This window comes from Citrobacter portucalensis, assembly GCF_023374935.1.
In the GTDB taxonomy this organism is placed as follows: domain Bacteria; phylum Pseudomonadota; class Gammaproteobacteria; order Enterobacterales; family Enterobacteriaceae; genus Citrobacter; species Citrobacter portucalensis.
Genome location: NZ_CP092466.1, coordinates 2,346,882 through 2,360,159 on the forward strand (window position 1 = coordinate 2,346,882; position 13,278 = coordinate 2,360,159).

The 13,278-nt window shown below is 52.0% G+C and carries 14 protein-coding genes; 9 read left to right on the forward strand and 5 right to left on the reverse strand.

Annotated elements, in window-relative coordinates; genetic code table 11:
- Nucleotides 1-109 precede the first annotated feature (109 nt).
- From prs to lolB, 3 genes are all read right to left on the reverse strand, one after another.
- Nucleotides 110-1,057, reverse strand: a complete 948-nt coding sequence (gene prs, locus LY264_RS11450; protein WP_001518537.1) for a ribose-phosphate diphosphokinase — start codon at nt 1,055-1,057, stop codon at nt 110-112.
- 269 nt (nt 1,058-1,326) lie between these two features.
- The gene (gene ispE / locus LY264_RS11455; RefSeq protein ID WP_008784980.1) at nt 1,327-2,178 is read right to left on the reverse strand and encodes a 4-(cytidine 5'-diphospho)-2-C-methyl-D-erythritol kinase; all 852 of its coding nucleotides are present in this window, start codon (nt 2,176-2,178) and stop codon (nt 1,327-1,329) included.
- The gene (gene lolB / locus LY264_RS11460; protein ID WP_003833422.1) at nt 2,175-2,798 is read right to left on the reverse strand and encodes a lipoprotein insertase outer membrane protein LolB; all 624 of its coding nucleotides are present in this window, start codon (nt 2,796-2,798) and stop codon (nt 2,175-2,177) included. The genes ispE and lolB overlap by 4 nt, the downstream gene beginning before the upstream one ends.
- Nucleotides 2,799-3,009: 211 nt before the next feature.
- On the opposite strand from lolB, the gene hemA reads away from it, so the two are divergent.
- Genes hemA through kdsA form a run of 6 tightly spaced genes read left to right on the forward strand, consistent with a single transcriptional unit; the run spans nt 3,010 to nt 8,314 of the window.
- Complete coding sequence (gene hemA / locus LY264_RS11465) at nt 3,010-4,266, forward strand: glutamyl-tRNA reductase (protein ID WP_003833420.1); 1,257 nt, start codon at nt 3,010-3,012, stop codon at nt 4,264-4,266.
- A gap of 41 nt (nt 4,267-4,307) precedes the next feature.
- Nucleotides 4,308-5,390: a peptide chain release factor 1 gene (prfA, locus tag LY264_RS11470; RefSeq protein ID WP_003020786.1), complete on the forward strand. Its 1,083-nt coding sequence runs from the start codon at nt 4,308-4,310 to the stop codon at nt 5,388-5,390.
- Entirely contained in the window at nt 5,390-6,223 is an 834-nt protein-coding gene (gene prmC, locus LY264_RS11475) for a peptide chain release factor N(5)-glutamine methyltransferase (RefSeq protein WP_048224052.1), read from the forward strand. The genes prfA and prmC overlap by 1 nt, the downstream gene beginning before the upstream one ends.
- Complete coding sequence (sirB2, locus tag LY264_RS11480; protein WP_048224049.1) at nt 6,220-6,612, forward strand: invasion regulator SirB2; 393 nt, start codon at nt 6,220-6,222, stop codon at nt 6,610-6,612. The genes prmC and sirB2 overlap by 4 nt, the downstream gene beginning before the upstream one ends.
- Before the next feature lie 2 nt (nt 6,613-6,614).
- Nucleotides 6,615-7,424, forward strand: a complete 810-nt coding sequence (gene sirB1, locus LY264_RS11485) for an invasion regulator SirB1 (RefSeq protein WP_008784975.1) — start codon at nt 6,615-6,617, stop codon at nt 7,422-7,424.
- Between the two features lie 35 nt (nt 7,425-7,459).
- Entirely contained in the window at nt 7,460-8,314 is an 855-nt protein-coding gene (kdsA, locus tag LY264_RS11490) for a 3-deoxy-8-phosphooctulonate synthase (protein WP_003020772.1), read from the forward strand.
- Nucleotides 8,315-8,381: 67 nt separating this feature from the next.
- On the opposite strand, the gene bdcA is transcribed toward kdsA, so the two are convergent.
- The gene (gene bdcA / locus LY264_RS11495) at nt 8,382-9,095 is read right to left on the reverse strand and encodes an SDR family oxidoreductase (RefSeq protein ID WP_048216243.1); all 714 of its coding nucleotides are present in this window, start codon (nt 9,093-9,095) and stop codon (nt 8,382-8,384) included.
- A 72-nt stretch (nt 9,096-9,167) separates the two neighbouring features.
- Between bdcA and LY264_RS11500 the strand changes: the two genes are divergently transcribed.
- Both LY264_RS11500 and LY264_RS11505 read left to right on the forward strand, forming a co-directional pair.
- On the forward strand, nt 9,168-9,758 hold the full coding sequence (locus LY264_RS11500; RefSeq protein ID WP_048224046.1) for a TetR/AcrR family transcriptional regulator: 591 nt from the start codon (nt 9,168-9,170) through the stop codon (nt 9,756-9,758).
- Nucleotides 9,759-9,786: 28 nt separating this feature from the next.
- Nucleotides 9,787-11,478, forward strand: coding sequence for an amidohydrolase (locus LY264_RS11505; protein ID WP_053069273.1), 1,692 nt, complete (start codon nt 9,787-9,789; stop codon nt 11,476-11,478).
- 54 nt (nt 11,479-11,532) lie between these two features.
- Here LY264_RS11505 and chaA read toward each other — a convergent pair whose 3' ends face one another.
- Nucleotides 11,533-12,633 carry a sodium-potassium/proton antiporter ChaA gene (gene chaA / locus LY264_RS11510; protein ID WP_048216245.1) on the reverse strand — a complete coding sequence of 367 codons (1,101 nt, stop codon included), beginning with the start codon at nt 12,631-12,633 and terminating at the stop codon, nt 11,533-11,535.
- 400 nt (nt 12,634-13,033) lie between these two features.
- Here chaA and chaB point away from each other — a divergent pair, with 400 nt between their 5' ends.
- A complete protein-coding gene (chaB, locus tag LY264_RS11515) occupies nt 13,034-13,264 on the forward strand; it encodes a putative cation transport regulator ChaB (RefSeq protein ID WP_008784971.1) in 231 nt (76 codons plus the stop codon).
- The last annotated feature ends 14 nt before the right edge of the window (nt 13,265-13,278 follow it).

Consider the following 13,278-nt stretch of genomic DNA (forward strand, 5'->3'; position numbering starts at 1 on the left):
ATGAGCGCATCATCTGTCAACTAAATGGCAGGTGAAGGAGGCATAAGTCATACAAATAAGTATTGCAGATAAAAAAACCCGCCGCAGCGGGTTTTTGAGCCGGGCTCGATTAATGCTCGAACATAGCAGAGATGGATTCTTCGTTGCTGATACGACGAATCGCTTCGGCCAGCATACCCGACAGGGTCAATGTACGCACGTTTGGCAGCGCTTTGATTTCGTCAGTCAGTGGAATAGTGTCACAGACAACGACTTCATCAATCACTGAGTTGCGCAGGTTGTTTGCCGCATTACCTGAGAAGATCGGGTGAGTGGCGTACGCAAATACGCGTTTAGCACCACGTTCTTTCAGTGCTTCTGCTGCTTTGCACAGCGTACCGCCGGTATCGATCATGTCATCAACCAGAACACAGTCACGACCTGCAACGTCACCAATAATGTGCATCACCTGAGAAACGTTCGCACGCGGGCGACGTTTGTCGATGATAGCCATGTCGGTATCGTTCAGCAGTTTAGCGATAGCGCGGGCACGCACGACGCCACCGATATCCGGAGAAACCACAATCGGGTTGTCCAGGTTCAGCTGCAGCATGTCTTCTAACAGGATCGGGCTACCGAATACGTTATCAACCGGTACGTCAAAGAAGCCCTGGATCTGTTCAGCATGCAGGTCAACGGTGAGGACGCGGTCAACGCCAACGCTGGACAGGAAATCAGCGACGACTTTAGCGGTAATCGGTACACGAGCGGAACGTACGCGACGATCCTGACGTGCATAGCCGAAGTAAGGAATAACGGCGGTGATACGGCCTGCGGAAGCACGGCGCAGCGCATCAACCATAACGACCAATTCCATCAGGTTGTCGTTAGTAGGGGCACAAGTGGACTGGATGATGAAAATATCACCACCGCGTACATTTTCATTAATTTGTACGCTGACTTCGCCGTCGCTAAAGCGACCTACAGCGGCGTCGCCGAGTGAAGTGTACAGGCGGTTGGCAATACGTTGTGCTAGTTCCGGGGTGGCGTTACCAGCAAAAAGCTTCATATCAGGCACGAGAAGAACCTCAGGCATGCGTCCATTGGTGGAAAGAATCTGCCGAAAACTGTGCGGGCCAGGCAGTATCCTCTCCATGCGGTGTATTAAAGAGCGCGATGCAACGTCTGGAACAGGGTGACGTTGTCACCGCAACTCAGCTTGCCCGGCTTACTCTTTATCTTTCGCGTTTCATTTGCGCTGGCATCAATTCCTCACACCAGTTACATACTGAAGTTGTATGCACCTGGCGATTCGTCATTTCGCCATCTTCCTGAAATCCGAAGGATTTAGAGTAACGCTCTGTGCAATGGGGAGAGGTTGACGCCTTTCGCCACAAAGCCTTTGAGCCATTCCGGGGCTTGCTCAAGCACCTGGCGAGCACGAGACTCAGTGTCAAATTCAGCAAAGACACAAGCCCCTGTACCAGTCAGGCGCGACGGCGCGTATTCTAACAGCCAGGAAAGCGCCGCATCAACCTCGCGAAAACGTTTTCTTGCGATAACCTCGCAATCATTGCCGAATTCACATTTTAGTAACGTTTTTATTGACCTTTTTGGCGTGTTGCGCGGGAGGTCGGGATCGTTAAAAATCACCGGTGTCGGAATACTGACTCCCGGATGAGCAACCAGATACCACTTTTCCTCAGGCTCGACCGGCGTCAGAATTTCGCCAACGCCTTCGGCAAAGGCCGCATGGCCGCGCACGAATACGGGAACATCCGCCCCCAGCGTTAAGCCGAGTGCCGCCAGTTCATCAACCGAAAGTCCGCACTGCCAGAGATGGTTCAACGCCACCAGAACGGTTGCCGCATTAGACGAACCTCCGCCAAGACCGCCGCCCATCGGCAGGCGTTTGTCGATACTGATGTCCGCACCGCTCCCTTTGGGAAGGCAATTGCTTTCAGATGCCGCTTTCATCAGCGAACGTGCCGCACGGACGATCAGATTGTCTTCATGCGCAACGCCTTCCACTGGGGTTAACAGGTGAATTTCGCCGTCGCTACGCGGCGTAATATCTATCGTGTCGCCATAATCAAGAAACTGAAATAAGGTCTGCAGCGTGTGGTAACCGTCCGCACGCTGTCCGGTGATGTATAAAAACAAATTCAGTTTTGCCGGAGAGGGCCAATGGGTCATCATTTCACAATCCAGTTATCCATTTTCAGCTTAATACGCTGGGAGCCGTCGGACAGCTCCATGTTTGCTGGCATCGCTGGCTGGGTTTTGCTGTCGTAGGCGCTATAGACCACTTTCCAGTTTTTACCGTCTTTGCTGTAGTTCACTTCACTCAGACGATATTGGTCGTCGAGCTTATAATCGGTGGCGTCACCTGGCAGTCCAAGGATCCACTGGCGCAGGCTGTTTAATGGGATAGGCATGCCGGTCAGTTTGCCGATCATCTCTTCAGCGTCGTCGGCGGTGTAATGCTTGCCTTTGTTATCGACCAGTTCGACGTTGCCCGGCTGCGCATTAAGTTCCAGTTCAGTGCTGCCCAGAGGGTTGGTCAGCAGGAGACGATAGCGATCCTGACCGGTTTGCTGCCAGAAAAAGCGGGCATACACTTTCTGTTGATCGGAAATATAGGCAAACGCACCACGCGTCTGATACTGGTTCAGGGCGCGAACTTCCTGTTGGTGCTGGCGCCACTGCGGAGAATCGGGGCTTTTACCGGGACCTTTAGGCGCGTTGAGCGTACAGGCAGTAAGAACCAGGGCCGCCAGCGGCAGCAGGCGAATCAGGCGAAAATCAGGCAGGGTCATAATGATGACAAATCCTTGAGATACGTTGCAGTTATAACTCTTAATGCTAGCGCCGCCATCAGACATCGTCTACGTTCAAGTTATCTTAAATCGCTTAAATTTGTGCACTAAGCTATTACTCCAAAAGGGGTCAGTCTCTTTTATTGACCGCACGCATCCTGTATGATGCACCCAGTCTAACCTTATCAACGCTGGTACTATTCCCGCACACATGACCCTTTTAGCGCTTGGTATTAACCATAAAACGGCACCTGTATCGCTGCGAGAACGCGTAACGTTTTCGCCGGATACGCTCGATCAGGCGCTGGACAGCCTGCTCGCGCAGCCAATGGTGCAGGGCGGGGTAGTGCTGTCGACGTGTAACCGCACGGAGCTGTATCTCAGCGTTGAAGAGCAGGATAACCTGCAAGAAGCGCTGGTTCGCTGGCTGTGTGAATACCATAACCTCAATGAAGAAGATCTGCGCAACAGCTTGTACTGGCACCAGGACAACGACGCGGTCAGTCATTTGATGCGTGTTGCCAGCGGTCTGGATTCACTGGTGCTCGGTGAACCGCAAATTCTGGGGCAGGTGAAAAAAGCGTTTGCGGATTCGCAAAAAGGTCACCTGAACGCCAGTGCGCTGGAACGCATGTTCCAGAAATCATTCTCTGTCGCAAAACGTGTACGTACAGAAACTGACATCGGCGCCAGCGCTGTTTCCGTGGCTTTTGCCGCCTGTACGCTGGCGCGGCAGATATTTGAATCGCTCTCCACGGTAACCGTGCTGTTAGTCGGTGCAGGCGAGACCATCGAGCTGGTGGCGCGTCATTTGCGCGAACACAAAGTGAAGAAGATGATCATCGCCAACCGCACTCGCGAGCGTGCGCAGGTGCTGGCGGATGAAGTCGGCGCCGAGGTGATTTCACTGAGTGATATAGACGCGCGTTTACAGGATGCCGATATCATTATCAGTTCTACCGCCAGTCCGCTGCCGATTATCGGCAAAGGAATGGTGGAACGTGCGCTTAAAAACCGCCGTAATCAGCCTATGTTGCTGGTGGATATCGCCGTACCGCGCGATGTCGAGCCGGAAGTGGGTAAATTGTCTAACGCCTATCTGTACAGCGTTGATGACCTGCAAAGCATCATTTCGCATAACCTGGCCCAGCGCAAAGCGGCGGCGGTGGAAGCCGAAACGATAGTGGAGCAGGAAGCCAGCGAGTTTATGGCCTGGCTACGCGCCCAGGGCGCAAGCGACACTATCCGCGAGTATCGCAGTCAGTCAGAACAGATCCGTGATGAACTGACCGCCAAAGCGTTGGCCGCTCTTCAACAGGGCGGTGATGCGCAAGCCATTATGCAGGATCTGGCCTGGAAACTGACCAATCGCCTGATTCATGCACCAACCAAATCACTTCAACAGGCCGCCCGTGACGGGGATAGTGAACGCCTGAATATTCTGCGCGACAGCCTCGGGCTGGAGTAGCAGCACACCAATCTTATTTTTTACAGGGTGCATTTACGCCTATGAAGCCTTCTATCGTTGCCAAACTGGAAGCCCTGCATGAACGCCATGAAGAAGTTCAGGCGCTGCTCGGTGATGCGGGTACTATCGCAGACCAGGATCGCTTTCGTGCGCTGTCGCGCGAATATGCGCAATTAAGCGATGTATCTCGCTGTTTTACGGACTGGCAACAGGTTCAGGAAGATATCGAGACGGCTCAGATGATGCTCGACGATCCTGAAATGCGTGAAATGGCGCAGGATGAACTGCGCGAAGCAAAAGAGAAATGTGAGCAGCTGGAACAGCATCTGCAGGTCCTGCTATTACCTAAAGATCCCGATGACGAACGTAACGCCTTCCTCGAAGTGCGCGCGGGAACCGGTGGTGATGAAGCGGCGCTGTTTGCCGGCGATCTGTTCCGCATGTACAGCCGTTACGCAGAATCGCGTCGCTGGCGGGTTGAGATCATGAGCGCCAGCGAAGGCGAGCATGGCGGGTTTAAAGAAGTCATTGCCAAGATTAGCGGCGAAGGCGTTTACGGGCGACTGAAGTTTGAGTCTGGCGGCCATCGCGTGCAGCGCGTACCTGCGACTGAATCACAGGGGCGTATTCATACCTCTGCCTGTACGGTCGCGGTTATGCCGGAACTGCCGGATGCCGAACTGCCGGACATCAACCCGGCCGATCTGCGTATTGACACCTTCCGTTCATCAGGTGCGGGCGGTCAGCACGTTAACACCACCGACTCCGCAATCCGTATTACCCACTTACCGACCGGTATCGTAGTGGAATGCCAGGACGAACGTTCACAGCATAAAAACAAAGCTAAAGCGATGTCGGTGCTGGGGGCGCGAATTCGTGCCGCAGAAGTGGCAAGACGTCAACAGGCGGAAGCCTCTGAACGCCGCAACCTGTTGGGCAGTGGCGATCGCAGCGATCGTAACCGTACCTATAACTTCCCGCAGGGTCGTGTGACCGATCACCGCATTAACCTGACGCTCTACCGTCTGGATGAAGCGATGGAAGGCAAACTGGATATGCTCATTGAGCCGATTGTCCAGGAATACCAGGCCGATCAACTGGCGGCATTGTCCGAGCAGGATTAATGGATTATCAGCACTGGCTGCGTGAAGCGATAAGCCAATTACAGGCAAGCGAAAGCCCGCGCCGTGACGCCGAGATTTTACTCGAGTTCGTTACTGGCAAAGGGCGCACCTTTATTCTGGCTTTCGGCGAAACGGAGTTAACCGAGGCGCAGCGTCAACAGCTTGATACGCTACTGGAGCGGCGTCAGCGGGGAGAGCCGGTGGCGCACTTAACCGGCGTGCGTGAGTTCTGGTCGTTGCCGCTGTTTGTGTCTCCAGCCACGCTTATTCCGCGTCCGGATACCGAGTGTCTGGTGGAGCAGGCGCTGGCTCGCCTGCCGGCCTCAGCGTGTCGTATTCTCGATTTGGGAACCGGCACGGGTGCCATTGCGCTGGCGCTGGCAACCGAGCGTCCGGATTGTGCAGTGACAGCTGTAGACCGCATGCCTGATGCCGTGGCACTGTCCATTCGCAACAAGCAGCAACTGGGCATCGACAATGTTTGCGTGCTGCAAAGTAACTGGTTCAGCGCATTGCAGGGACAGCAGTTTGACATGATTGTCAGCAATCCGCCGTATATCGACGAACAGGATCCGCACCTGGCGCAAGGCGACGTTCGCTTTGAACCGCTGTCGGCGCTGGTGGCGGGCGATCAGGGGCTGGCGGATATCGTGCATATCATCGACCAGTCTCAGCGCATGTTAACCCCCGGCGGCTATCTGTTGCTGGAACATGGTTGGCAGCAGGGCGAGGCCGTCCGTGATGCCTTTACTCGTGCGGGTTACCTGGCGGTTGAAACCTGTCGTGACTATGGCGGCAACGAGCGAATTACGCTTGGACGCATCCCATCATGAGTACCTTCGGTGTGTTACTCAACGTCCATCTCATCAGCATTGCGCTTTCGGTTGGTTTGCTGACGCTGCGATTTTGGTGGCGTTACACCGACTCGTGCCTTGCCTGCGCGCGCTGGACGCGCATCGTGCCGCCGGTTGTCGATACCGTTTTATTACTCAGCGGCGTAGCGTTAATGGTTAAAGCGCACATCCTGCCATTCACTGAGCACGGGACATGGCTGACTGAAAAGCTGTTTGGGGTTATCATTTACATCGTTTTGGGTTTTATTGCGCTCGATTATCGTCGGGCGCGCAGTCAGCAGGCGCGATTAATCGCTTTTCCGCTGGCGCTGGTGGTGCTGTACATCATCATTAAACTCGCCACCACAAAAATACCGTTACTGGGGTAAGCATGAGGTCGTTAGCTGATTTCGAATTTAATAAAGCGCCATTGTGTGATGGGATGATCCTGGCGTCGGAGTCTATCCGTCTGGATTTTCCAACACAAACTGTCTATGACGAACTGGAACGTCTGGTCAGTCTGGCGCAAGAAGAAATTAGCCAGCTCCTGTCTCAGGATGAGCAACTGGAAAAACTGCTGGCACTTTTTTACGGCGAATGGGGTTTTACGGATACCCACGGCGTCTATCGTCTTTCTGATGCACTATGGCTTGATCAGGTACTGAAAAGTCGTCAGGGCAGTGCCGTATCCCTGGGTGCGATCTTATTGTGGATTGCCAACCGACTGGAGCTGCCACTGGTGCCGGTGATTTTCCCGACACAACTCATCCTGCGTATTGAATCGCTCGATGGCGAAATGTGGCTAATCAATCCGTTCAATGGCGAAACGTTAAATGAGCACACGTTGGAAGTGTGGCTGAAGGGGAATATCAGCCCGGTCGCGGAGCTGTTTAACGAAGACCTGGATGAGGCGGATAATGCAGAAGTAATTCGTAAGCTGCTCGACACGCTGAAATCATCGCTGATGGAAGAGCGGCAAATGGAGCTGGCGCTGCGTGCCAGCGAAGCACTATTACAGTTTAATCCTGAAGATCCGTATGAAATACGCGATCGTGGATTAATTTACGCGCAGCTGGAGTGTGAACATGTTGCGCTGACCGATTTAAGTTATTTCGTTGAACAGTGTCCGGAAGACCCGATCAGCGAAATGATTCGTGCGCAGATTAATACTATTTCGCACAAGCAAATTGTATTGCATTGATTAATGACACTTTACCTACCGTTTAAGGCGATCCTATGAAACAAAAAGTGGTTAGCATTGGCGACATCAACGTGGCAAATGACCTGCCGTTCGTGCTGTTTGGCGGAATGAACGTGCTGGAATCCCGCGATCTGGCGATGCGCATTTGTGAGCACTACGTAACCGTTACTCAAAAGCTGGGTATCCCTTACGTGTTCAAAGCCTCCTTTGATAAAGCCAACCGTTCTTCCATCCACTCTTACCGTGGGCCGGGCCTTGAAGAAGGGATGAAAATCTTCCAGGAACTGAAGCAGACTTTTGGCGTAAAAGTGATCACCGACGTTCACGAAGCCAGCCAGGCTCAGCCTGTTGCTGACGTGGTGGATGTGATTCAGCTGCCGGCCTTCCTCGCTCGTCAGACCGATCTGGTGGAAGCGATGGCGAAAACCGGTGCTGTTATCAACGTGAAAAAACCGCAGTTCGTAAGCCCGGGCCAGATGGGCAATATCGTGGATAAATTCCATGAAGGCGGCAACGACAAAGTAATTCTGTGCGACCGTGGCGCGAACTTTGGTTATGACAACCTGGTTGTGGATATGCTGGGCTTCAGCGTGATGAAGAAAGTTTCTGGCAACTCGCCGGTGATTTTTGACGTTACCCATGCGCTGCAATGCCGTGACCCGTTTGGCGCAGCAAGCGGCGGTCGTCGTGCGCAGGTTACTGAACTGGCGCGCGCAGGTATGGCGGTAGGTCTGGCCGGTCTGTTTATTGAAGCGCATCCTGATCCAGCCAATGCGAAATGCGACGGTCCATCCGCGCTGCCGCTGGCGAAACTGGAACAGTTCCTGACCCAGATTAAAGCGATTGATGACCTGGTTAAAAGCTTCGACGAGCTGGATACTGAGAACTAAGAAAGTGTTGCAGTCCGGAGAGATATCTCTCCGGACTGCTGTTTGAGAAAAGTGTTAAGGGTGGGCGTCAGGCGCCAAACGCACCATCAATTGTATGCATTGCCCCCGTCACAAATCCAGCCTCAGGGCCTGCAAGCCAGGCAACCATTCCCGCAACTTCCTCTGGACGGCCATGTCGTTTTAGCGCCATAAAACTGTGCATCACCTCTTTCAGTGGGCCATCTTCCGGGTTGGCATCGGTATCAATAGGGCCTGGTTGAACCACGTTTACCGTAATGCCCCGCGGTCCAAAATCACGTGCCAGCCCCCGGGCCAGCCCTTGCAGCGCTGATTTGCTCACCGCATAAGAGGCCAGGCCAGCAAGAGGCATACGGTCGCCATTCACAGAACCAATAATGATAATGCGTCCGCCGTCAGGCATCTGTCGTGCCGCTTCCACGGCCGCATAGTATGGGGAGTGAATGTTAATCCGGAACAGGCGCTCCACGTCATCCGGATCCTGCTCCAGCGCATCACCAAACAGAATAATGCCTGCATTAACTACCAGCACGTCCAGCGGGCCGCTTTCGCGTACCCGGTTGATGACGGCGTTACGATCGGCGCTATCGGTTTGCGCTGTCTGGGTACCCGTCTCATCAGCAAGCGCTTTGGCAGCGTCAGGGGAGCCTGAATAGGTAAAGGTAACCGATGCGCCATCCGCGGCAAAACGGCGCACGATAGCCGCGCCAATCCCACGACTGCCGCCAAGAACCAGAACTGACTTGCCATTAAAAGAAGACATGAGGTACTCCTTGAACAATTATGTAGTGATCGATATATAATAGGTGCACAGTTTTCTGTCAATGGATTTGTAATGAACACTACAAAATGCACTCGAGCACCTGGACGCCCACGTAATTTTGATCCAGAAATGGCCGTTGCCAAAGTACAACCCTTGTTTCACGCACATGGCTATGACGCCGTTAGCGTGGCGGATGTCACCGCGGCGTTGTCGATCAAGCCCCCCAGTTTCTATGCTGCTTTTGGGAACAAAATCGGTCTTTATGAACGTGTTCTTGACCGCTACGTACAAACTGAGGCGATTCCGTTTGATGATATTTTGCGCCCCGACAAACCCGTTTCTGAATGTCTTACCGATCTGCTTGAAGAGGCGGCGCGACGTTATGCCGCAGATCCGCATACGCCGGGATGTTTGGTCCTGGAGGGCACGCACAGTAACGATCCGCAAGCGCGGAAGGTCGCGCGGAATTTCTACTCGGCTGCCGAACATAAAATTCACGACTTTATCGCACAGCGGCATCCTAAAGAGGCTGACAGCCTGACTGATTACGTCAGTACCACAATGCTTGGCCTGTCGGGAAAAGCGCGTTGCGGGCATTCGTTCGAACGTCTGCTAGCCAGCGCGCGAATCGCTAGCGTAGCAGTGCGGCATCAGCTTTCCTGATTTTCATCACGTGAAAAGGTAGATAAATATGATGGGTAAACTGGGACTTCGCTTTAATACTCCCCCTCCGGCTATTCGCAAAGCAACGTTGGCCGCAATTCTGATCGGAACTTCATTTCTGGCGCATTCTCAGGACAAGGCCGATGTTATTTTGTATAACGGCAAGCTGATTACCATGGATGAACAACAACCCAACGCGCAGGCGCTGGCGGTAAAAGGGCGGCATATTATTGCGGTGGGTAATAATGAAACGGTGAAAAAATGGTCCGGACCGAACACGAAGGAAATCAATCTTACGGGGCAAACCGTTATTCCGGGATTAATTGATGCGCATCTGCATGGCATTCGGGGTGGGAGGACGTTTTTATTTGAAACCTACTGGTTTGATACTAAAAATTTACCCGATGCGTTAAATAAATTGTCGCAATCTGCGGCACAGAAAAATACTGCGCAATGGGTGGCGGTGGCTGGCTCATGGATACCTGAACAATTTGCTGAAAAACGGGATCCGACGGTTCAGGAACTGAATCAGGCGGTGCCTCAGCATCCTGCGTATATACAAAGCCTTTATGACTATGCCCTGTTAAATCAAAAGGCTATCGAGACCCTAAAACTTAATAGTCCACAGCCGGATGTTCCGGCAGGGATCGTGATAGAACGCGATGACAAAGGGCTGGCAACGGGGAAATTGCGCGGGACCATTGGCAGTTTTAACCAGCTTTTCGCCCAGATTAGCCAGACTTCCGATGTTGAAAAGAACCTTAACGCCTTTGTTCGTTATTTAAATAAACGCGGCGTGGTCGGGTTTATCGATCCTTCTGCCGGGCATGAGCAAGCTTATCGTGATTTCTTTAAACTTCAGCAGCAGCAACCTCTCAGGATACGTGTTGGATATCGTTTATCCGCACCGCCTGGTAATGAAACGGAATGGTTTAAACAACGTCTGGCATTTCGCCCGGCAATACACGATGACGGCAGAATAGCCTTTCTGGGCTTCGGTGAAAGCCTGGTGATGGCAATGAATGACGGCGTACGGATGTCATCTGGATTTAAGTCTTCTGCACAATCCCAACAAGAACAATTTAAGGTGCTCCAGCTTGCCGCCCAGGAAGGGGTCGCCGTAGAAATACATGCCTATACCGATGACAGTGCGGATGCGATTTTAGATCTCATTAGCGAGGTGGCTAAATCGTATGACATTGCTCCGTTACGCTGGTCTATTGCGCATCTCAATACCGGTACGCCAGAAACAATTACCCGCATGAAGAAACTCGGCTTGGCCTATTCTGTCCAGATGGGGCCATATTTTGAATCTCCCGCCATTGGACGCGCAAATGGTAAAACGGTGGCGGCACTCTCATCACCAGTTCAACCCGCGTTAGAGCAGGGGGTAATCGTTGCCGGCGGTACAGATGCGACGCGGATTGGCGTTGCGGGAGTGTGGCATGCCATTGAGTATCATGTCACAGGTAAAGCACTCGACGGCTCAGTACGCCATGACACCCGCCAGTTAAGTCGGGAAGATGCGTTAAAAATGTATACCCGAAATGCCGCCTGGCTGGCTTTTGCAGAACAGCAGAGGGGTAGTTTGCGGGAAGGTAAGTTCGCCGATTTTGCGGTGCTTAATCAGGATATTATGGCTATTCCGGCAGACAAATTGCACCAAACGGAGTCGTTATTAACGTTTGTCGATGGTCAACAGGTTTATCCGGAGCTGTGAGCGGTAAAAGAAAACGGCCCTGAGAAGGGCCGTGGGTTCTACCAGAAAAACTCATCAGGCAAATATCGTCATCAGATAGGCGATAAACAGCGCCAGATGCGCCGCACCGTTAAGCACGTTGGTGCGTCCGGTGGAGAAAGAGATGTGGCACAGTACCAGTGATGAAACCATCACAATCATCTCTGGCGCGCCCAGCGCAAAGACCAAATCATTCCCGGTTGCCCATGCGATCAGGGTCACTACCGGAACGGTCAGTGAAATGGTGGCTAATACTGAACCGAAAAACAAATTCATCGCCCGCTGTACCTGGTTGCTCAGAACCGCTTTCAGCGCACCCAGCCCTTCAGGAGAGAGGATCAGTAACGCTACCAGGAAACCGGTAAAGGCGACCGGCGCATTCAGTTCAGTCAGCAATGTCTCCAGCGGGCTGGCGTTCATCTTGGTCACAGCAATAACGGCGATCAGATGAATGATAAGCCAGGCAGCGTGCCATAAATTGCTATGTGCTGACGGTTTACCGTGATGCGGGTCGTCGTCGTCACCCTCGTCTTCATGCTCGTAAATGAACAGACTCTGGTGCGTTTTAGTTTGGATCAGCAAAAATACACCGTACATTGCCGCAGAAATTAACGCCACCAACAGCGCTTGTGCGGTAGTGAAATTCGCACCCGGTAAAGCCATCGGGAACACCAGTACAATAATGGCCAGTGGGAACAGAGCAATTAAATACTGCTTAATACCAAACAGATTCATATACTGAGTGGCAAATTTACGGCCACCTAACAGTAATGAAAAACCGACCAGGCCGCCGGTTACGATCATAATGATTGAATATAGCGTATCGCGCATGAGCGTAGGCGCTGCATCGCCGGTCGCCATTAATGCGGAGATTAAGCTGACTTCAAGAATAACAACGGACAGGCTGAGGATCAGCGACCCGTAGGGTTCGCCAAGTCGATGTGCTAATACATCCGCATGACGGACAACACTGAATGCACTGCTTAATATACCAATAAGGGCCAGCGCATTAATGCCGATGACCACTGGTAGTGACTGACTGCTCCCCCATAAGAACAGTACTACCAGTGCCAAAATCGGGAAGACGAGAGAGGTCTCCTTGTGGCGGGTTTTTACCGCCTCATGTACGTGTGTCATTGAATTAATTCTCCGTCTCTGCAGGTATTTATACCCGTCATACTTCAAGTTGCTTATGTGTTGGCTACGCTCGCTCACCCCAGTCACATAGTTATCTATGCTCCTGGGGATTCACTCCCTTGCCGCCTTTAAGCAACTCGAATTATTTAGGGTATATAATTATAAAAAGTATTAAAGAATGTAAAAAATAACAGAAAACTTGGTTTTGTAGGTGACATTTTACGAAATTTTACTACATCGCTTATTTTTCCTCTCAAAGCGGTCAAAAACAAAGTTCTAGTTTATAGACTGTTTAATTAACAGAAGGTTAGATGAAGAAATTTTCTATAAATGCCCATTATTGGCGCATCACCGCATTGTTAACCACACTTAAGGTTTAGCCTAAAAAGAGGAGTTCACAATGCCATATAAATCCAAAAGCGATCTGCCTGAAAGCGTGCAGCATGTTCTGCCAGCCCATGCTCAGGACATCTACAAAGAAGCTTTCAACAGCGCTTGGGAACAATATAAAGATAAATCTGACCGTCGTGATGATGCTACCCGTGAAGAGACAGCACACAAGGTGGCGTGGGCCGCGGTCAAAAATGATTATCAAAAAGGTGATGATGATAAATGGCATAAAAAGGCGTAACAGTATCAATTATA

Coding starts and splice junctions, on each gene's coding strand:
- lolB (WP_003833422.1), bottom strand. CDS start 2,798: ATGACCCTGCCTGATTTTCGCCTGATTCGCCTGCTGCCGCTGGCGGCC.
- prmC (WP_048224052.1), top strand. CDS start 5,390: ATGGATTATCAGCACTGGCTGCGTGAAGCGATAAGCCAATTACAGGCA.
- LY264_RS11505 (WP_053069273.1), top strand. CDS start 9,787: ATGATGGGTAAACTGGGACTTCGCTTTAATACTCCCCCTCCGGCTATT.
- sirB1 (WP_008784975.1), top strand. CDS start 6,615: ATGAGGTCGTTAGCTGATTTCGAATTTAATAAAGCGCCATTGTGTGAT.
- prfA (WP_003020786.1), top strand. CDS start 4,308: ATGAAGCCTTCTATCGTTGCCAAACTGGAAGCCCTGCATGAACGCCAT.
- chaA (WP_048216245.1), bottom strand. CDS start 12,633: ATGACACACGTACATGAGGCGGTAAAAACCCGCCACAAGGAGACCTCT.
- hemA (WP_003833420.1), top strand. CDS start 3,010: ATGACCCTTTTAGCGCTTGGTATTAACCATAAAACGGCACCTGTATCG.
- chaB (WP_008784971.1), top strand. CDS start 13,034: ATGCCATATAAATCCAAAAGCGATCTGCCTGAAAGCGTGCAGCATGTT.
- ispE (WP_008784980.1), bottom strand. CDS start 2,178: ATGATGACCCATTGGCCCTCTCCGGCAAAACTGAATTTGTTTTTATAC.
- LY264_RS11500 (WP_048224046.1), top strand. CDS start 9,168: ATGAACACTACAAAATGCACTCGAGCACCTGGACGCCCACGTAATTTT.
- bdcA (WP_048216243.1), bottom strand. CDS start 9,095: ATGTCTTCTTTTAATGGCAAGTCAGTTCTGGTTCTTGGCGGCAGTCGT.
- kdsA (WP_003020772.1), top strand. CDS start 7,460: ATGAAACAAAAAGTGGTTAGCATTGGCGACATCAACGTGGCAAATGAC.
- sirB2 (WP_048224049.1), top strand. CDS start 6,220: ATGAGTACCTTCGGTGTGTTACTCAACGTCCATCTCATCAGCATTGCG.